Source organism: Parabacteroides sp. ASF519, from assembly GCF_000364265.2.
GTDB classification, from domain to species: Bacteria; Bacteroidota; Bacteroidia; order Bacteroidales; family Tannerellaceae; genus Parabacteroides; species Parabacteroides goldsteinii.
On record NZ_AQFV02000006.1, the window covers coordinates 6,501,433 to 6,523,643 of the forward strand.

Below are 22,211 nucleotides of genomic sequence, written 5' to 3' on the forward strand. Positions count from 1 at the left end.
ATTAAAACAAGACAAGATGAAGAAGAATTTCTTTTTAACAGGCCTTTTCGCTACTGCAATGGCCGGACTGACACTGACAGCGTGTGACGACGACCCATCTACCGGCGGCGATGATGGCGGTGACGATGACAACAACGCGGAATACGTAATCGCAGCCTCTGTAACGGCTTCCGGAAATACAACCAATGTGCTGGTCAACGCCGAATCGTTGGACGAAGGTACCGTTACGACCATCAACAACGGCGTTGTGAACGACGGTGCAACCTACTGGGTATTCTTCAAGGAACAATATCTCTACGCCCTGACATACAACCAGGGAGAAGCCGGCGGAACCCGCTCGTATATCATGGATGCCAGCGGCGAACTGAAGAAGCGTTCTGCCGAGTTCGGTGTAAAGCGTTTTACCACCTATGGCATCTACGACAAATATATCATGACCTCTTCTACCGGTGACGGTCCTACGGAATGGAACGACGAAAACGGTTACACCCCGAAAGTATTCCTGCTTTCTTACCTGGACCCGGCAGCCGAAACATTCACCACCAACGATACGCAGAACAAAGCTTATTTGTCTGAAAACTTCCTGGGCACCGGTGAATACGTAACCCTGTCCGGTATGCTGGAACATAACAACAAGATTTACACAGCCGCCGTTCCGATGGGTCTGAGCCAGTACGGCACAAAAGACCAGAACGGCAAATGGGTATTGCCGGGTAACGAAGACCTGGTGAAGAAAGAATCGGGCGGTTCCAACAGCAGCGCTTACAAGAAAGACGAATTGCAGTGGACACAGTATCCGAACGAATGCTGGGTAGCCATCTTCGACGATGCAACCATGACCAGCAAGAAACTTATCAAAACGGATAAGATCAGCTATGCCGCCGGACGTATGAAATCCCAGTATTACCAAATGATCTGGGCAGCCGACAACGGTGACGTATATGTATTCTCGCCGAGCTTCGCAAAAACGATGACCGATGCCCGCCAGAAGACAACGCTGCCCGCCGGTGTCGTTCGTATCCCCAGCGGAAGCACTGAGTTCGACGATTACTACTGCAACCTGGAAGCCCTGACCAACGGTAACTCTTTCCTCCGTAGCTGGCATATCGCAGACGATTATTTCATGTTGCTGATGTACGACAGACCTCTCACTGAAACAGGCTATGTAGCCAACCAGTTGGCTATCTTCAAGGCCGGAGACAAGAAGTTGACATACGTAACAGGTCTACCTTCAACCGACCAGATTTCCGGCTTCGGCAACGAACCGTATGTTGAAAAAGGCAACGCCTACGTAACCGTTACCTTCAACGAAGGCGGCGGCAACCCGGCTATCTACAAAATCAACCCGGCAACTGCCACGGCAACCAAAGGTCTGACAATCGAAGCTACACAGGTGAGCGGTGTCGGTAAACTGACGGCTGCACAGTAAACAATAACAACGAAAGATGATTCGCATGTATATCTTTCTTATACTCCTCCTGCTCCCGCTAACCATGCGGAGCCAGGAGGATATTTGTATAGGCAAGAAACAGTCTCTCCACTCTGCCGTATTAAACGAGGAACGGAACTACTGGATACACCTTCCCTCCGGCTATGAGCAGGATACAACGAAAAGATATCCGGTCATCTATCTGCTCGACGGAGACGCTTTCTTTCATTCGCTGGTAGGAATCAGCCGGACATTTACAACCGTCAGAGGCAAATACCTCCCGGAAAGCATCATCATCGGTGTGCTCAACGTCAACCGGACACGCGACCTGACGCCGACAGCCTCGGCAGCGGGACGGGACGGCCGGATTGCCCCGGATGCGACTCCCCAGGGCGGCGGAAGCGAAACATTCAGCCGCTTCCTGACCGAAGAGCTCCGCGGCGTTATCGACAGCACCTGCCGGACGAACGGAAAGAATATGCTGATAGGCCATTCCTACGCGGGACTGTTCACCCTGAACACCTTCCTCCGCCATACGGAGCTGTTCGACACCTATCTGGCCGTCGACCCGAGCCTGTGGTGGGACCAGGGCAAGCTATCGCAGGAAGCAGCCGCATGGGTTGAAGGGAAAGACTTCACGGGTAAAAGCCTGTACATCGGCGTCGCTTCGAAGAAACGGACCGACCGGGTGGACATCCACCTCAACAAAGTAAACCACCTCCTCACAGAGGTATTGCCGCAGGCGAAAAACCTGCGTTTCTTTCATAAATCATTCCCCGAAGAGAACCACGGAACAGTCGCCATTCCAGGTATATACGACGGGATAAAACAATTATTCGGAAAATGAGAAAACTCTTTGCTAAAATACATCTATGGTTATCCATACCCTTCGGTATCATCATCGCCATTGTCTGCCTGACAGGGGCAATACTGGTATTTGAAACGGAGATACAGGAACTCTGCCACCCTTCCCACTACTTCGTAAAAGAGGTGAAGGGCGAACCGCTCCTGCCGGCCGCATTGATAGAATCAGCCCGGCGGCAACTCCCCGACTCCATTAAGATAAACGGCATCCGCGTCACTCCTGACCCGAAACGTACCTACCAACTGGTGCTGCCGGGCAAAAAGGCCGCCGCCTTCATCGACCCCTACACCGCAGAAGTCACCGGCATCAATGACGGACAGGGTTTCTTCATGCAGATGATGCGCCTCCACCGCTGGCTGCTCGACTCCTATAAACGCGACGGCAGCTTTTCACTGGGGAAAGCGCTTGTGGGATACTCCACACTCGTACTGGCCATCATTCTGATAAGCGGCCTTGTCATCTGGTATCCCCGTAACAGGAAGGCCTTGAAAAACCGCCTGAAAATAAAGGCGAACGCCGGCTGGTACCGTTTCTTCTACGACCTGCATGTGGCGGCAGGCTTTTACTCCACCCTGCTTCTGCTCGTCCTGACACTCACCGGGCTGACCTGGTCGTTCGGTTGGTACCGGGATGCGTTCTATACGGCTTTCGGCGTAGAGACAACCCAGCCGCAGGCACATGCTCCGGCCCCTTCGGCCAAACAGGAACAGCCCGAAGATAAAAAGCCGGGGGAAAGAAGTCGCGGGGAGAGAGGCGGTCATCCGGAACGTTCCGGTTCTTCTGAAAGAAAAGAAAGGCAACAGAAAAGAACGGATTATACGGTATGGGCCGGCGTTCTATCGGATTTGCAGCACCGCTATCCGGCATACAACTCCATCACCATCCAGGACGGTTCAGCTTCCGTTTCCACCGCCCGATACGGCAACACCCGGGGTAGCGACCGTTACACATTCGATGCGGCAACGGGCCAAATCACCGATATCCAGTTATACAAAGACCTGCCTAAATCAGGAAAGATAAGAGGCTGGATATATTCCGTGCATGCCGGCACCTGGGGTGGCATGACGACGAAGATACTGAGTTGCCTGGTCTCCTTCCTCGGTGCAGTCTTCGCCATAACGGGTTATTATTTCTGGATTAAGAAAAAGATGCGGAAAAGGAAGAGATAACTGCACACCGTCGTCTGAAAGCCATCCGTAACGCTGAACAAGGGAGGCATGATGAAAACTTATTCAGAACCCGAAATCCCCATTTTCTTCATGCTGCTTCTCCTGTTCCTTATCGGTTAGATAAATGAAATCGTTCCCACTCCGGATAATATCGGAGGCAGGGACTTTTTCTTTTAACTTATCTATCTCGCCCTTTTCCTTGACACAAACCAGGGCACGATAGCTCTTCGAAGGTTTGTCGGCCACAAACCAGACACCTGTATAAGCAACACCTTCCAGATAATGCATCAGCGAAGTGCTGACCCCGGATATGCCGATAGGCCCCCGGAAAAATTTAACTTTGCCCGAATAAGGAGACAATCCTTCCAGTTGTTCCGGGAAGGCCGGATTATCCTTGCCATCCATCGGCAGATAATAACGAATTACCGCGTCCGCCTTACTTTTTGCCGCTGCCGAACCGGAAGGAAAAACGACCGACACATATTTATTCCCAGCCACAGCCTGCAACTGGTAAGGCGACAGACAATCGATACACCCTAAAGTATCCGCCCGCTGGCATCTGAACACATGGAGCGAATAAATACCGAACGCGTCCTCCGGCGTTGGCATATCATAAATCTCAACCGTATATTCCTGCCCTTCGTAAACGACATCGCGGGCTACCAGCTTACTGACGCCGTATTCGAGGAACTGTTCCGCTCCCCCGTTCATAAAACCATAAAGGCCGGAACCGGTAAATTCGCGCTCCCTTTTCACCTTAACCTCCTGTGCCACCAGGAAAACAGGGATAAACGTCAAAAGTACCAACCATTGTATAACGTGTTTCATGCCTGCAAATCTATTTCGACCAGTTCTATCTTTTCCTTATCGGCTACTCCCAGCTTAAACTCCTGTGCCATATCCATAAAGGCACGTGCCCCGGCTTTCTCTTCCTCCTGCACGCCTTCTTCGATACGTTTGGCAATCACCATATCATAACCGATGCGGTCGACTGCCACCGGGTCGCTTCCCGCCAGAATCGTATTGTAATGACAGATAAACTGCGGATTGGCAGCCGGCCCGCCATCGAAACAGCCAATCATACCGTCGGTAATATTCAATACCACCTTATCACGCAAAGGAGGAAAGGCACAAGCCGAAGCGCAGGTGTCGTGCCACATCGGGTCGTGAAGCCGCGCCGTATTGGTAATAGAGCCGAAAGCCAGGTTCTTCATACAGGAAGTAATCGTCGTTCCCGCATTCTTCAGCACCGGGACATTGATGATTTTCGTCACCATCTCCGTACATATCTTTGTGAAGTAAGAATATTTTCCGCCATTAATCATGAACGGCATGGTATAGGCATCATACTCGCCCTCCAAATCAACAAAGTAATAGTGCTCCTTGTCAATCCGTTCTTCCCCGTAAAACTTTCCTTCGGCATTGATATAGCTGCCATTCTCATCGGCGTATTCCGTACCGATGATGCGGATATCGGGGTAATTCTCCGGAGTAAAGCCGGACTCTTTCAGGTCTGCCTCCCGCCTGTCCCAGATAACGATGTTTTTCCGGGAGATGCCGGCCTCTTCCAACTGGTTAATAATAGATTGCGTCAGGGCGTGCGAAGTAGACAGCAACTTCCCGGCAATCGGATTCACTTTCAGCCCGATTACATCATCGGGACCGACAAATTGCAGCCATGCCTCTTTCAGATTTTCTTTCCCCGTCAGGTTCAACATGCAGTTCCGGAGCATTTCATAAGCGGCTTCCTCCGACGGTTGCCCGTCGACAATACAACCGGGGTGAGTCGCTTTTACCACTTTTCCGGGATATTTGCCCGGCATAGAGTTTCCATTCCGGGGAATGGAAAGGGCATCCTTTATATTGGTTGCCGACTTCTCTTTGGCAGCCTGCACCGAAGGGGCAGCCTTCACGATGGGAGAAAAAGCGACACTCGCTCCTCCAAGGGCTAACGAACGAAAAAAGTTTCTTCTTTTCATGGCATTACATTATTAAGTCTTCAGCCTGCTAAGGTATTGATTTTCTCCGGTGCATCTCCCCTTTTGACAGTTATTAGTACAACAAATCGCTTTCCACAGGTATTGGTAGCAAACAAGAAAGTATTTACTTTTACCGAATTCTTTATAACTCAATAATACAATTAACTCACAATTTTGTTATAATTATAGAGTTGCTTTTAAGCGACCATCTATCAGATAAGAAAGAAGTTATTTAATTAAACAGAATCAAAAAATGAATTTAGCAGAAGTCTTGCAGTTCCGCCGTTCCGTGCGGGTATACGATAAAGAAAAACCGATAGACCCGGAAAAGGTCAAACAATGTCTGGAACTGGCAACGCTGGCTCCCAACAGTTCGAATATGCAATTATGGGAATTCTATCAAATTACAGAACCCGAATTATTAGCAAAGATTTCGAAGGCTTGTCTGGGGCAGACAGCAGCCTCCACAGCTCCGGAAATAGTTATTTTCGTTACCCGTCAGGACTTATATAAGAAACGGGCAAAATTCGTTCTCGAGTTCGAGAAAGGGAATATCCTGCGAAACAGTCCCGAGGAACGCCAGGAGAAGCGTATCAAAGACAGAGAATTATATTATGGGAAAGTAATGCCGTTCCTTTATGCCAGGTTCTTCGGTTTGCTGGGATTTTTAAGGGTTATACTGGCTAAAAGCATCGGCCTCTTCCGCCCTATGGTACGTGAAGTTTCCGAAAGCGACATGCGTGTCATCGTTCATAAATCCTGTGCACTGGCTGCCCAGACATTTATGATTGCCATGGCAAATGAAGGATACGACACTTGCCCTTTAGAGGGTTTCGACAGTACACAAATCAAAAAACTATTGAAATTACCGCACGGTGCCGGGATAAATATGGTCATTCCATGTGGCATCCGAAAAGGTAACAGAGGCATCTGGGGAGAACGATGCAGAGTGCCGTTCAATGAAGTTTATCATAGGATTTAATCTATCTTTCAAACGGGGAGAGGCTCCTGTTTTCATACCTAGCAGTAGGTATTTAATACAGATTTAATACCAGACTTGCCATTTTATACCGTATAATACCTTATATTTGCAACAAGGTGATGGAGAAGTTCAGGAAATATCTGCGTATAGCGCTCCCCGCACTGTTTATTGCGTATCTGGGATGCCTGATTGCGTTTACCCACGTCCATATCGTGAACGGGGTAACGATAGTCCATTCGCACCCTTACCATAAAACGGACGACGGCCAACCGGACCATGAACATGGTTACGCGGAGTTCCAGTTACTTCACCAGCTTTCTACGATTCAAATCAGCGGAGCTGCGTTTGTTTCGATTCTGCTTGCCGCTTTTCTTACTACATTATTTATACTCAGAAACAATCCGGTCTACCCGGATTACCTACTCCCTGTACGGGGAAAGTTATCTCTTCGTGCCCCTCCTGTAATCTGATACATACGGACTTTTTTTGTTAGGATACCTGTGTTCAAACAGGTACATCCCTTGTATTACCTATTTATCAGAACAAATTAAAATGAATAAGATTATAACACTTATACTATGCCTTTGCTGTGCCGTTACGGTTGCACGGGCAACAGGAGACGACGAGAAAATGAATGCTTCGGATGCCAATGTATTCGGACATGTACTGGACAAAGAGACAGGCGAACACCTGCCTTTCATCACCGTTATGCTGAAAGGGACGACCATAGGGACCACGACGGACAATTCCGGTCATTATTTCCTGAAAAACCTGCCCGAGGGCAAGTTTACACTCGAATTCAAATATCTCGGATACAAAACCGTAACCCGCGAAGTAACCCTGGTAAAAGGGAAAACACAGGAAATAAACGTCGAGCTGGAAGAAGACCGGATTGCCCTGGACGGCGTTGTCGTCTCGGCAAACCGGAGCGAGACTTCGCGGCGCCTGGCTCCCACCCTGGTCAATGTCATCGACTCGAAGCTATTTAAAACGACCAATGCGGTAAATCTGGTGCAGGGACTGAATTTCCAACCAGGCGTACGTGTTGAGACAAACTGCCAGAATTGTGGTTTCCAACAGGTTCGTATCAATGGGCTGGACGGGCCTTACACACAAATCTTAATCGACTCGCGCCCAATCTTCAGCGCCCTTTCGGGGGTATACGGACTGGAACAGATTCCGGCGAATATGATTGACCGTGTCGAAGTGATGCGCGGCGGCGGTTCGGCCTTATTCGGCTCTTCTGCCATTGCGGGGACCATCAATATCATTACTAAAGAGCCATTGCGCAATTCCGGAGAACTGACGCATACGATTTCTTCTATCGGAGGAAGTTCGGCTTTTGATAACAACACGACTTTGAACGCTTCGCTGGTGACGGACAACAGTAAAGCCGGCATGTACATCTTCGGTCAGAACCGCCATCGTTCCGGCTACGACCATGACGGCGACGGTTATACCGAACTGCCGAAACTTAAAAACCAGACGGTCGGATTCCGTTCCTACCTGAAAACAAGCACTTACAGCAAGCTGACATTCGAATATCATCACATGAACGAATACCGCCGTGGCGGTAACCTGCTGGACCGTCCGCCCCATGAAGCGGATATTGCTGAACAACTGGAGCATTCCATCGACGGCGGGGGCCTGAAGTTCGACCTTTTCTCTTCCGATTACAAACATAGGCTCAGCGTCTTCACTTCGGCCCAAAACACCGATCGCGACAGTTATTACGGTACAGCGCAAGACCCGAATGCCTACGGCAAGACTACCGACCTCACTTTTATGGCGGGAACACAGTATGCCTATAGCTTCGACAAGTTCCTGTTTATGCCGTCGGACCTGACAGCCGGACTGGAATACAATTACGACCATCTGAAAGATGAAATGATAGGCTACAACCGCTATACGAACCAGAAAGTCCATATCGAAAGCCTTTTCCTGCAAAACGAATGGAAAAACAAAATGTGGAGTTTCCTGGTCGGAGCACGTATGGATAAACATAATATGATAGATAATGTGATATTCAGTCCTCGTGCCAATGTACGTTTCAATCCGACGGAGGATATCAATATCCGTGCCAGTTACTCCAGCGGCTTCCGTGCGCCGCAGGCTTTCGACGAGGATATGCACATCTCTGCCGTAGGTGGTGAAATTGCGATGATACAACGAGCAAAAGACCTGAAAGAAGAGAAATCGCAGAGTCTCAGCACATCAGTCGACTTCTATCACCGTTTCAAGAACGGAATCCAGACAAATTTCCTGATTGAAGGATTCTACACCAGCCTGAGCGATGTCTTTGTGTTGGAGGACATCGGTAAAGACGAGCAGGGTAATATCATCAAAGAACGCCGTAACGGTTCGGGAGCCAAAGTGATGGGACTGACGCTCGAAGGAAAAAGCGTTCTCTCCTCCTGGCTGTCCTTACAGGCAGGCATCACCTTGCAGCGCAGCCGTTACAACGAACCGGAGAAATGGAGCGATAACGAGAATGTCCCGACAGAACGGAAGATGTTCCGCACTCCCAATACCTACGGTTACTTCACCTCGACGCTGACTCCGCTGAAACATTTCACGGCGGCTTTGTCGGGTACTTATACCGGAAGCATGCTGGTACAGCACCTGGCCGGCTATATCCCGATAGACAAGGCGGTCAAAACACCGGACTTCTTCGACATGAACATCAAGCTGTCATACGACTTCCACATCTACAAAGACATCAACCTGGAAGTAAACGCCGGTGTACAGAATATCTTCGAAGCCTACCAGTCCGACTTCGACCAGGGACGCAAACGCGACTCCGCCTACATCTACGGACCGGCCGCACCGAGAAGTTATTTTGCGGGGGTTAAGATTTCTTATTAGAAAGAATTGATCCTACTTTTCCCTTGATGGAAAAGTAGCCAAAAGATCAAGGCTGCACCTGCTTCGCTACTCCGCATCCTCCGTTCGCTGTCGTCTGTGAACTCGCTGCGCTCAAACAGCACAGCCTCCGGACGCTCTCTACGAATGCTTCGTTTAACGCTCATCAGCTGATGCCTTTCATAGAACGCTTTGCGTTCTCCTGGGATGGCCGATACTACCTGTTAAATCCAGAAAGTCTTTGTTCTATAAGTATCGGTGTCGGCTATCCCAAGCGGGGTAACAGGGGTAAATAAACAATTTTAGGGAAAACTATCCTACCATACCAGCCAGGTCGGATGACAATGCCTGTTTCTTCTTTGTGCAGAAACGTTCGCACTGCATGCAGATATCATATCCTAATAAGGCGCCGAGAATAAAATCTTCCTCAGGAGTAAGCAAGTTCAAAGGACGGGTAACCAGCAAACGGATTGCATCAATACATTCAGGTCTGCCGAAATAAATATTCACACTCCGCTCACCGGCATCCTGCTTCACATAGCAAATCTGCTGGCTTTCCAGACGATCGGTGGCAATCTTTTCATAAGATTTATTGATCGTGCATAAAACCATGCTTCGTATCCCCTTTTTATATTCGTAGATATGATTCAAAAAAACTTTTATCTCTCCGGGAATCTTATTCTCTTTGACCGTTACCATCGCACTGACTGATGCAACCGAAAATAGCCACGAACTTACCGGATAAATCCAGTTTCTTTATCTTGGCAAGGAAATCATACCAGTCATCCTGCAAATCGCCGGCGCCCCAGGTAGAACTACCCAGTATCAAAACCTCATAACCTGCCAGATCGGAAGGAGAAGCCTTCGCCACATCGTACAGGTTAGAAGCATCCACGCCTAACTTGGCTGCTATACGTTTTGCAATATCCTCTGTTGTCCCGGTTGAAGAACCGTAAAAAATACCTATTGTCTTCATCTTATTCTATTTTTAATTGACGAAGACAAAGGTCAGATATCTCCCTTATAAAGGCAATACCTATAAATGTGTATTTTAGAGGGTTAAAATACCTACCGATTAATCAGCCACACGACCGACCGACTTTATGTTCTTTATCTTAGAAAGCGTCACACACATCTTCTGTATGTCTTCCACATCATGCACTTTCATCTTAATCTTTCCTTCAAACACACCGTCTTTCGCTTCAATAAGCAGACGCATGATATTTACATTGAAGTCATCGGAGATTGTTTTAGTGATTGTGTTCAGAACGCCAATCGAGTCGATACCTTTCACTTCGAGAGTAGCCTCAAAGGAAGCATTCTTATGGCTACTCCATTCGGTATTCAGGATACGTTCGCCGAAACTACTCTTCAGGCGCATGGCAATCGGACAGGAGCGTTTATGAACAACCACATTGCCGTCATCGTTGATGAAGCCCAACGCATCGTCACCCGGAATAGGTTTACAGCATTCAGCAATGACATAATTACGTTCGAATGCTTCTTCACGAAGGATATAAGGTTTCGATTTATCGTATTTTGCTTTCGGTTTTTCTTCTTTCTGTACCTCTTCTTTCTCCTTATTATTCTTGACACCGACTCCTAACGCCTGCTTTACATACTTAAATAAAACGTTATCGGTCTTTTCCTTCAACAGCTTCTTTATATTTTCCGGCAAGGTGACATCGCCCTTTTCCACGGCATAAAAGAATTCCTCCCGCTTGGAAAAACCGAAATACATACATAACTTATCCAGATTAGACGTACTTGCCTCCATATCAGAGCGCTTAAAGGCTGCAATCACCTTCTCCTCACCCACTTTGGCTGCATCCTTACGGGCACGCTTCAATACGGCATCGATCTTTGAACGGGCTTTTGCCGTAGTAACAAAATTAAGCCATTCCGCTTGCGGCTCCTGTGAACGGGAAGTCAGTATTTCCACCTGGTCTCCACTGGCCAACGGGTGACTGAGAGGAACCAGACGATGATTAACTTTTGCCCCGATACATTTATTACCGATATTGGTATGCAGCGCATAGGCAAAGTCAAGCGCAGTTGCCCCCTGGGGAAGCGTCTTTATATCCCCTTTCGGGGTAAACACGAATATTTCAGAGGTAAAGAGGTTCAGCTTGATCGTATCCAGAAAGTCGAGGGCATTCGGGTCCGGACTTTCCAGGATTTCAGTAATTGTCTGAAGCCATTTATCGAGTTCGGTATCTTCTTCTACGCTGTGTTCTTTATATTTCCAGTGTGCGGCAAATCCTTTCTCAGCAATATCGTCCATACGCCGGCTGCGAATCTGTATTTCCACCCACTGCCCATCGGGGCCCATGACTGTCAGGTGTAACGCCTGGTATCCGTTAGCCTTCGGACGGCTTACCCAGTCACGGATTCGATCCGGACGAATACGGTAAATATCTGTTATAGCGGAATAGATATCCCAGCACATATTCTTTTCATCCACACCCGGCAGCGGGTCAAAAATGATACGGACGGCATACAGGTCATAGATATCTTCAAAGGTAATCCCTTTGCTCTCCATCTTGTTCCAGATAGAGTAAGCTGATTTCACACGAGCTTTCATCTCATAATGCAAGCCCATTTCTTTCAGTTTCTTATCGACCGGAATTGCGAAATGTTCGAAAAGTTTATTACGGCTTTCCTCGGAGGCTTGCAGTTTCTGTTCTATAAAATCGTATTCCTGAGGATGCTCATATTTAAAACTCAGGTCCTCCAGTTCCGTTTTGATGGTGAAGAGACCCAGGCGATGAGCCAAAGGTGCATAAAGATAAAGTGTCTCTCCGGCAATCTTGAATTGTTTGGCGGGAAGCATCGAACCCAAGGTTCGCATATTGTGCAGACGGTCGGCGATTTTGATCAGGATTACACGGATATCGTCACTCATGGTAAGCAACAACTTACGGAAGTTTTCCGCCTGCGCCGAAGCCTGTTCCCCGAAAATACCACCGGATATCTTAGTCAGCCCATCTACAATCTGGGCAATCTTCGGACCGAACATATCACTAATATCCTGTACGGTATATTCCGTATCCTCCACCACATCGTGGAGCAGAGCCGAACAAATAGAAGTTGACCCCAGTCCCATTTCACGGCAAACAATCCGTGCAACGGCAATGGGGTGCATGATATAGGGTTCGCCGGACCGGCGTTTCACGCCGGCATGCGCCTGATTGGCAAAGTTGAACGCCTTAGTAATGCGCTCCACCTTCCTCCGGTGATTTGAATTCAGATAGTCCTTCAGCAGCTCGTTAAATCCATCCTGGATCATCTTCTCGTCTGCCGTCATAGCGGGTAACATGTCACCAGCTTCCTTTGTGTCTTTTGTGTCTATCGCATCACTCATGGTTACAACCTCTTCTTTTTATACAACGTCTGTAACCACAAATATACAAATATTCATCAAAAATCAGCACGGAAGCCAAGAAAATAGCAAGTTTTATCCCACAGGAATTTTCAGAACCTGTCCGGGACGGATATTTGCATTCGGTAATCCGTTCGCCTTTTGTATCAAAGCTGCCGACACACCGGGATACTTTTTCGATATCGTGTAAAGGGAATCTCCCGATTTCACCTGATAAGAGACATAGCCATTACTCTGTTTCTCAACTATTTCCGAAGGAGAAGTCGTTTTAGGTATCGCCTTAGACTTTGCTGTTGAAGCAAAAGCCACCCCGCCATTATCCACATACAAAGTCAGGCGCCGCCCATTAGCCAGACGGTTCGACTTCAGACCGTTCCATTGACGTACTTCTTTCGGAGTCACTCCATACCGGTCGGCTATCGCATAGATATTTTCGCCGGAAGCGACACGATGAGTAATCTTTTCGCGGTTAGAGGACTTTCTACTGTCTTTATCGGACGGATTATAAGCCAGACAATTCTCCAACAAATCTTCTGCACGATGCGTATAGATCGTATCTTCTTTGTCGATGAAAGCATATGTCTGGTTTACCGGCAATTTCAACACAGACGGCTCCGTGTTTCCGGGGATAATATCACGCTTATATTGCGGATTCAAGGCACGGACCTGTTGAATATCCATTTGTAGTATATCCGCCACCTGCTCCAGATGCAGTGCTTTTGTGACAACGACCGTATCGGTAGCCAGCGGCATACTGGTCTGTATCGGACAGATATTATGATCGCAATAATAGTTCATAATATAATTTGCCGCAATGAATAACGGCACATACGAGCGGGTTTCTTTGGGCAGATAAGGGAATATCTCCCAGAAGTCCGTCTTCCCTCCGGAACGGCGGATAGCTTTATTGACATTTCCCGGCCCGCAGTTATAAGAAGCCAGCACCAGATTCCAGTCACCGTAAATAGCATACATATCTTTGAAATAACGACAGGCGGCATGTGTAGCCTTTACCGGGTCACGACGTTCGTCAACAAGACTGTTGATCTCCAGTCCGTAAATCTTTCCGGTCGGAAGCATGAACTGCCATAAGCCGCAGGCACCGACACGTGACAAGGCTACCGGATTCAGGGCACTTTCCACCACAGCCAGATATTTCAGTTCGATTGGCAAGTCATGCTCATCCAGAACCTGTTCGATGATTGGAAAATAAAAATCCGCCATACCCAGCATATAACGTACCAGATTACGACGGCGGTCGGCATATAAATCAATGCAATCGCGTACTACCTTATTATAAGGTAAGGAAATAACACGCGGAAGGCTTTCCAGACGTTCCCGGTAGACAGAGTCAGGGAACCATACATTTGCGGCATCGTCATGACAATATTCATCTTTCTTGGAAAAGTATTGCACATGCCAGGAGTGAAGCAGGCTGTCGACATCCGCATCCAGACTTTCGGGTATCAGACCGACATCAACCGACAGGGAGTCGGCGGAAAGGTCCGAATACTGAGGTTCTTCATTTTCAGTTATTGTTTCCTGTGCACGGGCAACAGTAACGAAACAGCAGAAACAGAGTAATGATAATAAGTATTTCATGTATTAATTAGAATTTTATACTGCAATTCAGGCCATATATTCGTTCACTGACGCTGGTCTTAGGCATCACCATCGGTTCCACCCGCATACTCAGGTCAGGAGATATATCAAAGTCGAACAACTGGGCATCCACATAAGCATCGATCATACAGATAGCATAAACGCCGGCTGTGATAATAATACTCAAATCCCTGTAACGACGGAAATAGTCCTTACGGCGCTTGATGTTATCCTGATAAGATGCGGTCGTAATAAATTTTTCCGGATCATATCCGTTCTTCTTCGCAATATCCGTCCATGAACTACTCCATTTAGACGGATCATCCGCATTGTTTTTCACATCATACATCAAATCAAAATAGGCCGTCGAATAATCCTTATAATTCTTGTTATTCCAGGTTATCGCATAGATACAGCCCATAAAACCACCATATACAATAGGTAATTTCCAGTAAGCCTTGTTATATATCTGTCCCAATCCCGGCAAAATAGCCGACAAAATAACCGCCTTTGTCGGATTAGGTTTGAACGGTTTCAGATCTATTTCCTTGCCCTTTACCCGGCTCGCAGAGTCGGCCGACTGAAGTACAGCCAGCACCGTTGAGTCGGGTGGTGCAACAACAACCGTATCGGCGTCGAGTATAACCGCCTTGCCTTGTGCTTTTGTATATAAAGAGATACCCGTAAGCACCACCAGCAAGCACAGTATCCTGCTTATTTTTAATTTCATCCTCACGAATCTACCGTCAACTTATTTCAATTTATCCAACAGACCGATCAGTCTTTCCAGTTCTTCTTCCGAGGTAAAAGGAATCGTGATGCGTCCTTTTCCCTTCTCGTTGCACGCCAATTGTACCTTTGTATTAAAGAATCGGGACAAATGATCCTTCAGCAGGTTAAATTCTTCGGGAAGCATCGGTTTACGTCCGACTGTTTTCTCTTTCTTTTCTGTCGCTACAGCTTCCGCTCCGTTCCGCACGATCTCTTCCACATTACGTACGGAAAGTCCTTCTGCCAATATTTGTTCATACAGAGCCAACTGCACCTCCGGATCTTCGACCGGCAGCAGGGCACGAGCATGTCCCATATCGATTTTCTTATCTTTCAGTCCCATCTGTATCTCGGCAGGCAACTTCAGCAAGCGCAGATAGTTGGCAATAGTAGCCCGTTTCTTTCCTACCCGTTCGCTGAGTTTTTCCTGAGTCAGACCGTAGCTATCTATCAGTTTCTGATAAGCCAATGCTATTTCTATCGAGTTAAGGTCTTCACGCTGTATATTTTCAATCAGCGCCATCTCGACTACATTCTCGTCGGCTGCCGTCTTGATATAGGCAGGAATCTGTTCCAGACCTGCCATCAGAGAGGCACGGTAACGACGTTCGCCGGAGATGATCATATACTTCTCGGTTCCGATCTCTTTCAGGGTTATCGGCTGGATAACACCCAGGGAGCGGATAGAAGTAGCCAGTTCCTCCAGTGCTTCTTCCTCAAATATAGAACGGGGTTGATCCGGATTGGGCTGAATCTTGCTCAGTTCTATCTCACTGATAGAAGACGAACCGCCTGTCTTCAGGTCGTCCATCGTGATCAAAGCATCCAATCCACGGCCAAGAGCCGATCTTTTCATTACTGCCATAATTCTACTTATTTGTTTTTGTCTATCAGCTCCTGTGCCAGCTGCATATGATTGAGCGCTCCCTTCGATTCGGCATCGTAAAGCAATACCGGTTTGCCATAGCTGGAGGCCTCACTCAGCTTCACATTACGCTGAATAACGGTTGTAAAAACGAGATCGCGGAACGGACGTTTCACCTCTTCGTAAATCTGGTTGGCCAGGCGAAGGCGCGAATCGTACATCGTCAGCAGGAATCCCTCGATTTCCAAAGCCGGATTCAGCTTTGACTTAATAATTTTTATTGTATTCAACAGTTTACTGATACCTTCCAATGCAAAATATTCACATTGTACAGGGATCATGACCGAATCGGCTGCCGTAAGGGCATTTACTGTAATCAGCCCCAGAGAAGGAGAACAGTCAATCAGGATAAAATCGTACATATCCTTCAGGGGAACGAGAATCTGTTTCAGGATTTGTTCCCGGTTCTCCATGTTCAGCATTTCAATCTCCGCACCCACCAGGTCGATATGCGACGGGATAATATCCAGTCCTTCCACCTCGGTCGGGATAATGGCACCTTTTGCATCCTCGCTATTTACCAGGCATTCATAGATGGACAACTCGACACTGCGAATATCCACACCCAGTCCGGAGGAGGCATTTGCCTGCGGGTCCGCATCAACAACAAGCACTTTCTTTTCGAGTGCAGCGAGGGATGCAGCCAGATTAATCGTGGTCGTTGTCTTACCAACTCCACCTTTCTGATTTGCTAAAGCGATAATCTTTCCCATACTTCGTCTATTAATTCGGAGGCAAAACTAAACATTAAAAACCTAACGAAATCAGGTTTTAGCAAAACAATGCTCGTTTTGTTGAAAAGTCGCCCTAACTGTTGATAACTTGCAAATATAAACAGAATATTTAATAACTTGTTCCAAATGAGGAATATGCATATACTTTTTTGGAAATGATAACGAAGTTTTAAAAAACACAGGTAAACTATCTGTTAATAACAACCGGTTGCACCTGTTCCCCTCTTCAATAAAAGTTTTTCCGTTTTTTATGTTCATTCCTTCATCTATAGCATGTAAAGGTTATAAATCAACCAATATAAGATGAATATAATGAAGGATCCGATATAAATCGCAACTGAAATTAAGGTGAATACTCATTGAATACCGGCAAATCCACAAGTATATCTTATCTCTTTATTGGTGTATAGGTAAGGCGAGACCGGTATACTTTTAGACCGGAAGTGCCGTATCCGTTCTTGTCCGTCATCTGTCAAACGCTTATTCGATATCTGTCAGACGCTTGTTTGATACCTGTAGAACAAGCGCCCGACAGATGACGAACAAGAAATAAGATATGACTTTTGAGCTAAGAATAATAAGATAAATACCTAAAACATACGCACTTGCTCTTTTGTTGAGAGTATAAAAAGTTAGCCTTTATTTATTATATTACATGGAAAATTTGAATTATATGATGCCATCGGATAATATCCTTCATTCTATTCATCTGCAAACTACTAATCATCAGCACAATAACACCAATATGAACAAATGAAGAAAAAAACGGAAAAACTTTATATGACAAAGATACAATGACGACTTAGCTCCCGATAAGTAGATGCTTGGAGCAAGGCTGATGAAAAAAAGAACTGCCATACCCGGCTTGCAAGAGGCGCTTCTCTTTGGATGGAGAAGATTGCCTGCTACAAGCCCGGTATGGCAGTATAAAAGAAATATGTACTCCTTTCAGGAGAGACTCTAAACGGCTGCTTTATTGCTGACCGTCGCGGATAGGGCGGACGGTGAAACCGTATGCGTTGTTGGTCCCATGAATAGGAGTGGTACAATTGGGAAAATCCACACTTGATCTTTTATCGATAGAGAATATTAAACAACTTGAAGAAGTTCCATTGCTGTTATGAAATCCGGATGTTGCTATGTATGTTATTGAAGAGAAAGCAGGAAAAGTGCCATAACTCACCTCACGATCTTTCACTCCCATATCCCGTACTCCGGTAGCAGGGAAATAAAACTCCTTTTCGCCAACAGTAACCTGCCATCCATTTAATGTTTCCACTGCATTTGGCTCACCTGCAGTTTGGGTCTGTCCTGGCTTGGGATTCTCTCTTGCTTTGAGTTTTACATCATCAAAAAAATCAGCAAAAGCCTTAATAGGCGGAATTTTAAATCCTGCCGGTGAAGGGTCATATATTGTTTTGATAACATATTTATCATTAGGTTCAGCACTGTAATTGGGATCTGTTGTATTTGTATAATCAAAACTAGACATACCACTTTGTATCAATTGCGTATTCCAATAGTTCATGACGGTTTTTAGGCGATAAGGTTTATCGCTTCCATCATGCCAGTGACGCCGTTTATAGTTGTCTATACCGCTGTTGTCGCTATCATTTTGGGGTCGCTTATACATAAAGAACCGATATGGATATTGTATGCTTTCTCCAATACTTCTGCCACTTTCTCCTGAAGTAAAACGATACTCTTTAGAATAGAACATTTTGTTTACCATATCTAATTCTTGATCTCCGTAAGTATTAGTATTGTGAATACCCGGGAGCATTGGGTCCTTACGTCCCCATTGGTAATAAGTGTTGTCGCCAGCTACGGATGCTGCAATCTTGGGTTGAGTAAACGTAATGGTGCCCTTGTTTGTTTCTGCTGTCTCAGGTTGCGGTGCTCCATTGACTGTTAGTTTAACTTCACTATCACCTACCAGTTTGGAATCAACTACAAAACGTATCAGTATGTCTCTTTTATCGTCTTCTCCATGTGGCTCGCAATAACCGAGGTTACAAGGAGCTATGATAAACGGCTTGTCCTTTTCATTCAAATTTTTGTCTGACAATCGTATACAAGATGAAGAATCCCACTTGCGATGGGTAACCCATATATGCCAGCTCCATAAAATATCCCCGGAACTGTTGCGCACGGCAATCACAGCATTACCTTGGTTGATGGTCTCTTCGGGTACACGGAAAGAGACTTTATCATTGTCGTATTTCACCTCTGTAACAAGGTCCGGACTGTCTTGCCATAGCAGTATTGCGTCAGATACTCCTGAAATTTGACCACTTGAAATAGGGTTATCATCATGTCCAACGAAGTTTTCAAGTACATAGTTCTTTGATCCTTCTGGAATTGGTTCAGAAGTATTATACTTGTATGACGAATTATCACCACCCTTGCCATAAGTATTTCCATAGTAAGCCGGAAATGTATAATAGCCATGATCATTCACAATATAGCAGTTGGCACTTTCTTTTACTTCATTATTCGCAACCAAATCGTATGGTACCTCTTTCGAGCCTTTTCCACCTTCAGAAATTGTCTTTTCTGACGTCACACCTTCTATAGTGGTCCCCTTCCCATACAAGAAATTCCGCATATCTGTAAATTTGGGTTGAGCAGGCAAAACAATGCTTCCGCTTACGGGTGCCGTCAAGTCGGTGTCGTCTGCTGTGCTTTGGGGAACGGTTGTCGATCGCCATCCAAATTCTTTTTCCGATTTCCAACTAGAGCCACCATCAATAGAGTACTCAATCTCAAAATCAAGTTTCCGAATTTGATTTTTTGCAGCTTCTGATTCTGCTTTGTCTTGTACCACATGCATATATGCGGCAATACTTACATCATTCAGAACACCACTGACCGGAAGATATGCCAGTTTTTCGTCATCTTGCATTTCTGTGTATAGAGATTCAGCATTAGGATTCGGCGTGTCTGTACCCCAAAAACCGCCATTAGGATACAACGTATTATCTCGATTGACTGTCAATTCAATCACCGGCTCTACCACGATTCCGGTGGAATTGATGGAGTAGGTATATTGTTTCCCTACCTTCCATTGGCTGTCGTTCGTAAAATCTTTTAGCTTGGCAGTAAGTGTGCGATCCAGACCTGTAAGATCGTCTTTAAATGAAATTGTTAGCTTTGCTTCATTCGTGAGCGTTTGGGGAATCATCATAAACGTATATCCCTTATCGTCCGGATTCAGCACGGTGCCAGATTCAGTATCGGATTCATTCTTGATTGCTGTTTCATTTTCTATGCTGAAAGTACGGTCGGCTTTGTCCGTAGTTGTCCATTTATTCGCTCCTATCGGGTAAATACCGCTTCCATGCACTCCGGAAATCTCTATTTTGGAAACTGTTCCAGGAAGCATCTTTTTGCCGGCTTTTATGGTGACGGCAGTCAGTGCATGCTTGAAGTTCAATTGCACTGCTCCATTCTGAACATCTCCTGTACCGTTTCCAGTACAATTTGCGATGGCATACATCAGGTCAATCTGCTTGGTCACGTCCTGGGGAACTGTATAAGTCAACGTGGGAACACCGGTAGCCCCCTCTGCCGAATGGATAATGAAAGGAGTGCTGTTGGTTGCATCGGCCGCTTCTTCTTCAGAAGCACCGGAAGAAGAAGGTACGGCAGCAGAGTAGGGTGAGTAGGCAAAGAACTTGATATTTTCCGAAGCTACCCATTGCAGAGTTTTTTCCGAATTCCATTTATTACCCTCATAGCTCACCCGTATGTTGTGGGCAAAGTTGGTGGTCCACTCATTTCCCTCTTCTCCTTCAGGCCAATCGCCGGTATAGCATATCCCCGAAAGTCCGAAGGACTGTTTTTTGAATGTACCTTCGGTTATCGTGGAGCCACGGGTTATAGCATTGGAAGCCGCTGTATCCACAGCAGCTTCCGCAATTTCAGTAACTAAATATAAGGGCTTCCCTCCTCCGGATTGTGTTATCTCCCGGATGCTTATGTCTTTGTCGGCTGCACGAGTGGCCGCAGAACCGTCGGCCCAACTGCCCGGTGCCACCACATCGAACGCAAGCATGCCCGAAGCACCTTGTTGTCCGTACTTATCGAAAGTGTCGTCCGTACAGGACAATACGGCACAAGCCGCAACGCCTGCAAGCATAAGTCCGAAGGATGAATGAAATATACGAAAATGTCGCATAAGCACGTTTTTTTTTGATATTTGTTGATTAGTCCATGTTTGTATCGCCATCCTCGTTTCCGGTTTTGCCATCCTCCCAATTTCCTACGCTGACAGAAAAAGAAAGCGGCTTGTCGAGTATCAGATCTCCAGGTCCTTTATCACCGGGAGTTGGCACAACCTCTACTCCATCAACATCCGGTAACTTAGGCAATTCAGGAGGATAAACACCTGCTCCACTACCTTGTCCACAAAATACAAGATTGTAGATGTATTTATAATTAGGTTTCCAATCTGCATCAATAGCTACGCATGTATATCCATATTCGACTTTATTCCACTTGTTGGAAACAGGGAATATCTGGTGGTAATGTTTGCCTCCCTCTTCAAAAACCGGACCATTATCAGTAGAGGTATTACCATTGTCAGTATGAATAGCTCCCTTGTGAATAGATTCGATACGGCAAAGTAGCACGATGTATGCTCCGTTTGAATTGGTTAATGAATTCCATCCTTTTTGTGATTGCGGAATAAGCATCAAACTGTTATTCTTATTACCATCCGTATCAAAACCTATTAAAGATCTAGGTTGAGCATCAAGTGGAGTATCGTTATCTTTTAACTTGACACCATAATTGGTGAGAGTACTGGAGTGCCAATCCATGTGATCAACTGCTGTTGTTTCGTCGTTTTCGTGGTCAACTGCTTTAAATCCCAATGTGCCTTTTCCATGTACGTTCATCAGCCATGCTCCTTTGATATACACATTATAATTTGCATTATCCGGACATTTGGCATTGATGCGAATCTGCGATAAAGCATGAGAAAACGCCAAAGGTATACTTCCTCCAGCAACTTTGTTCTTTTCTACTTCTTTGTGTGCCACTATAAAGTCTTGTTGGTCTGCACCTCCATTTTCCATGGATGAAGCCAACTCTACAGTAAAGCTCTGTTGTTGAACATTTATCGAGGCTTTGAAAACGTCTTTATTCAGAGTGTTGGGACCATATGCCCAGAAGTTTATCTTGTTTACTCCGGTCGGCCATAAATAGCCGCCTCCCTTATCGTCTGCAATCGTAAAACTGTTACTGTTATTCTTATCCTTCTTTGCCTCTTGTCCATTTATAAACATCTGTGCATAGCCATCTGCTTTTGCATAAACATAGAATCCATCAAGATTATCAATCGTTGTCTCTGTGGCACGCGTCTTTATCTGCGTGGTAAATGAAATTTCTTCGCCTTTGTAAACTTCCTTCAACTCGTCGTTTGAACAAGAGGCAAGCATAATGGAGGCTGTAGCAACCATTCCCAGTAATTTTACATTTCCGTTCATAATTTGTTTCCCTTAAGTT

General features: G+C 46.2%; 17 protein-coding genes and 1 pseudogene. 6 read left to right on the top strand and 12 right to left on the bottom strand.

Annotated features, from left to right (window positions below; translation table 11 throughout):
- Positions 1-16: 16 nt before the first annotated feature.
- From C825_RS26150 to C825_RS26160, 3 genes are read left to right on the top strand one after another with little or no spacing between them, the layout of a single operon-like run.
- The gene (locus C825_RS26150) at positions 17-1,429 is read left to right on the top strand and encodes a DUF4374 domain-containing protein (protein WP_010800738.1); all 1,413 of its coding nucleotides are present in this window, start codon (positions 17-19) and stop codon (positions 1,427-1,429) included.
- A 16-nt stretch (positions 1,430-1,445) separates the two neighbouring features.
- Positions 1,446-2,276, top strand: coding sequence for an alpha/beta hydrolase (locus C825_RS26155; protein ID WP_009859830.1), 831 nt, complete (start codon positions 1,446-1,448; stop codon positions 2,274-2,276).
- The gene (locus C825_RS26160) at positions 2,273-3,463 is read left to right on the top strand and encodes a PepSY-associated TM helix domain-containing protein (RefSeq protein WP_010800739.1); all 1,191 of its coding nucleotides are present in this window, start codon (positions 2,273-2,275) and stop codon (positions 3,461-3,463) included. Before C825_RS26155 ends, C825_RS26160 begins: the two co-directional genes overlap by 4 nt.
- Positions 3,464-3,526: 63 nt before the next feature.
- On the opposite strand, the gene C825_RS26165 is transcribed toward C825_RS26160, so the two are convergent.
- Positions 3,527-4,291: a DUF6599 family protein gene (locus C825_RS26165; protein WP_010800740.1), complete on the bottom strand. Its 765-nt coding sequence runs from the start codon at positions 4,289-4,291 to the stop codon at positions 3,527-3,529.
- The gene (locus tag C825_RS26170) at positions 4,288-5,442 is read right to left on the bottom strand and encodes a DUF362 domain-containing protein (protein WP_010800741.1); all 1,155 of its coding nucleotides are present in this window, start codon (positions 5,440-5,442) and stop codon (positions 4,288-4,290) included. The genes C825_RS26165 and C825_RS26170 overlap by 4 nt, the downstream gene beginning before the upstream one ends.
- Before the next feature lie 253 nt (positions 5,443-5,695).
- Here C825_RS26170 and C825_RS26175 point away from each other — a divergent pair, with 253 nt between their 5' ends.
- The 3 genes from C825_RS26175 to C825_RS26185 all read left to right on the top strand — a co-directional run bounded on the left by C825_RS26175 (position 5,696) and on the right by C825_RS26185 (position 9,289).
- Positions 5,696-6,424 (top strand): nitroreductase family protein, encoded by a 729-nt coding sequence (locus tag C825_RS26175; RefSeq protein WP_010800742.1) that lies wholly within the window; start codon positions 5,696-5,698, stop codon positions 6,422-6,424.
- A gap of 119 nt (positions 6,425-6,543) precedes the next feature.
- Entirely contained in the window at positions 6,544-6,894 is a 351-nt protein-coding gene (locus tag C825_RS26180) for a DUF8478 family putative metalloprotein (RefSeq protein ID WP_009859835.1), read from the top strand.
- 82 nt (positions 6,895-6,976) lie between these two features.
- A complete protein-coding gene (locus C825_RS26185) occupies positions 6,977-9,289 on the top strand; it encodes a TonB-dependent receptor (RefSeq protein ID WP_010800743.1) in 2,313 nt (770 codons plus the stop codon).
- On the opposite strand, the gene C825_RS26190 is transcribed toward C825_RS26185, so the two are convergent.
- The 10 genes and pseudogenes from C825_RS26190 to C825_RS26235 all read right to left on the bottom strand — a co-directional run bounded on the left by C825_RS26190 (position 9,286) and on the right by C825_RS26235 (position 22,192).
- On the bottom strand, positions 9,286-9,453 hold the full coding sequence (locus C825_RS26190) for a hypothetical protein (protein WP_154278097.1): 168 nt from the start codon (positions 9,451-9,453) through the stop codon (positions 9,286-9,288). The genes C825_RS26185 and C825_RS26190 overlap by 4 nt on opposite strands.
- Before the next feature lie 145 nt (positions 9,454-9,598).
- Positions 9,599-9,985: a DUF2023 family protein gene (locus tag C825_RS26195; protein WP_044215095.1), complete on the bottom strand. Its 387-nt coding sequence runs from the start codon at positions 9,983-9,985 to the stop codon at positions 9,599-9,601.
- A 13-nt stretch (positions 9,986-9,998) separates the two neighbouring features.
- A pseudogene (locus tag C825_RS26200) lies at positions 9,999-10,262 on the bottom strand (flavodoxin domain-containing protein); the annotation flags it as partial.
- A 99-nt stretch (positions 10,263-10,361) separates the two neighbouring features.
- Positions 10,362-12,650, bottom strand: coding sequence for a RelA/SpoT family protein (locus C825_RS26205; protein ID WP_010800746.1), 2,289 nt, complete (start codon positions 12,648-12,650; stop codon positions 10,362-10,364).
- Between the two features lie 93 nt (positions 12,651-12,743).
- On the bottom strand, positions 12,744-14,270 hold the full coding sequence (locus C825_RS26210; RefSeq protein ID WP_010800747.1) for a lytic transglycosylase domain-containing protein: 1,527 nt from the start codon (positions 14,268-14,270) through the stop codon (positions 12,744-12,746).
- 7 nt (positions 14,271-14,277) lie between these two features.
- Positions 14,278-15,000, bottom strand: coding sequence for a DUF5683 domain-containing protein (locus tag C825_RS26215; protein WP_052334430.1), 723 nt, complete (start codon positions 14,998-15,000; stop codon positions 14,278-14,280).
- A 21-nt stretch (positions 15,001-15,021) separates the two neighbouring features.
- Entirely contained in the window at positions 15,022-15,906 is an 885-nt protein-coding gene (locus C825_RS26220; protein ID WP_009859842.1) for a ParB/RepB/Spo0J family partition protein, read from the bottom strand.
- A gap of 8 nt (positions 15,907-15,914) precedes the next feature.
- Positions 15,915-16,679: a ParA family protein gene (locus tag C825_RS26225; protein WP_010800749.1), complete on the bottom strand. Its 765-nt coding sequence runs from the start codon at positions 16,677-16,679 to the stop codon at positions 15,915-15,917.
- Between the two features lie 994 nt (positions 16,680-17,673).
- Positions 17,674-20,880, bottom strand: coding sequence for a fimbrillin family protein (locus tag C825_RS26230; RefSeq protein ID WP_010800750.1), 3,207 nt, complete (start codon positions 20,878-20,880; stop codon positions 17,674-17,676).
- A gap of 28 nt (positions 20,881-20,908) precedes the next feature.
- Positions 20,909-22,192: a fimbrillin family protein gene (locus C825_RS26235; protein WP_010800751.1), complete on the bottom strand. Its 1,284-nt coding sequence runs from the start codon at positions 22,190-22,192 to the stop codon at positions 20,909-20,911.
- Positions 22,193-22,211: the final 19 nt, after the last annotated feature.

What these genes read in the sequence shown, in the direction of transcription:
- C825_RS26180 (WP_009859835.1), top strand. Translation starts at nt 6,544, where the DNA reads ATGGAGAAGTTCAGGAAATATCTGCGTATAGCGCTCCCCGCACTGTTT.
- C825_RS26165 (WP_010800740.1), bottom strand. Translation starts at nt 4,291, where the DNA reads ATGAAACACGTTATACAATGGTTGGTACTTTTGACGTTTATCCCTGTT.
- C825_RS26225 (WP_010800749.1), bottom strand. Translation starts at nt 16,679, where the DNA reads ATGGGAAAGATTATCGCTTTAGCAAATCAGAAAGGTGGAGTTGGTAAG.
- C825_RS26185 (WP_010800743.1), top strand. Translation starts at nt 6,977, where the DNA reads ATGAATAAGATTATAACACTTATACTATGCCTTTGCTGTGCCGTTACG.
- C825_RS26235 (WP_010800751.1), bottom strand. Translation starts at nt 22,192, where the DNA reads ATGAACGGAAATGTAAAATTACTGGGAATGGTTGCTACAGCCTCCATT.
- C825_RS26150 (WP_010800738.1), top strand. Translation starts at nt 17, where the DNA reads ATGAAGAAGAATTTCTTTTTAACAGGCCTTTTCGCTACTGCAATGGCC.
- C825_RS26205 (WP_010800746.1), bottom strand. Translation starts at nt 12,650, where the DNA reads ATGAGTGATGCGATAGACACAAAAGACACAAAGGAAGCTGGTGACATG.
- C825_RS26190 (WP_154278097.1), bottom strand. Translation starts at nt 9,453, where the DNA reads ATGAGCGTTAAACGAAGCATTCGTAGAGAGCGTCCGGAGGCTGTGCTG.
- C825_RS26230 (WP_010800750.1), bottom strand. Translation starts at nt 20,880, where the DNA reads ATGCGACATTTTCGTATATTTCATTCATCCTTCGGACTTATGCTTGCA.
- C825_RS26210 (WP_010800747.1), bottom strand. Translation starts at nt 14,270, where the DNA reads ATGAAATACTTATTATCATTACTCTGTTTCTGCTGTTTCGTTACTGTT.
- C825_RS26155 (WP_009859830.1), top strand. Translation starts at nt 1,446, where the DNA reads ATGATTCGCATGTATATCTTTCTTATACTCCTCCTGCTCCCGCTAACC.
- C825_RS26170 (WP_010800741.1), bottom strand. Translation starts at nt 5,442, where the DNA reads ATGAAAAGAAGAAACTTTTTTCGTTCGTTAGCCCTTGGAGGAGCGAGT.
- C825_RS26160 (WP_010800739.1), top strand. Translation starts at nt 2,273, where the DNA reads ATGAGAAAACTCTTTGCTAAAATACATCTATGGTTATCCATACCCTTC.
- C825_RS26195 (WP_044215095.1), bottom strand. Translation starts at nt 9,985, where the DNA reads ATGGTAACGGTCAAAGAGAATAAGATTCCCGGAGAGATAAAAGTTTTT.
- C825_RS26220 (WP_009859842.1), bottom strand. Translation starts at nt 15,906, where the DNA reads ATGGCAGTAATGAAAAGATCGGCTCTTGGCCGTGGATTGGATGCTTTG.
- C825_RS26175 (WP_010800742.1), top strand. Translation starts at nt 5,696, where the DNA reads ATGAATTTAGCAGAAGTCTTGCAGTTCCGCCGTTCCGTGCGGGTATAC.
- C825_RS26215 (WP_052334430.1), bottom strand. Translation starts at nt 15,000, where the DNA reads ATGAAATTAAAAATAAGCAGGATACTGTGCTTGCTGGTGGTGCTTACG.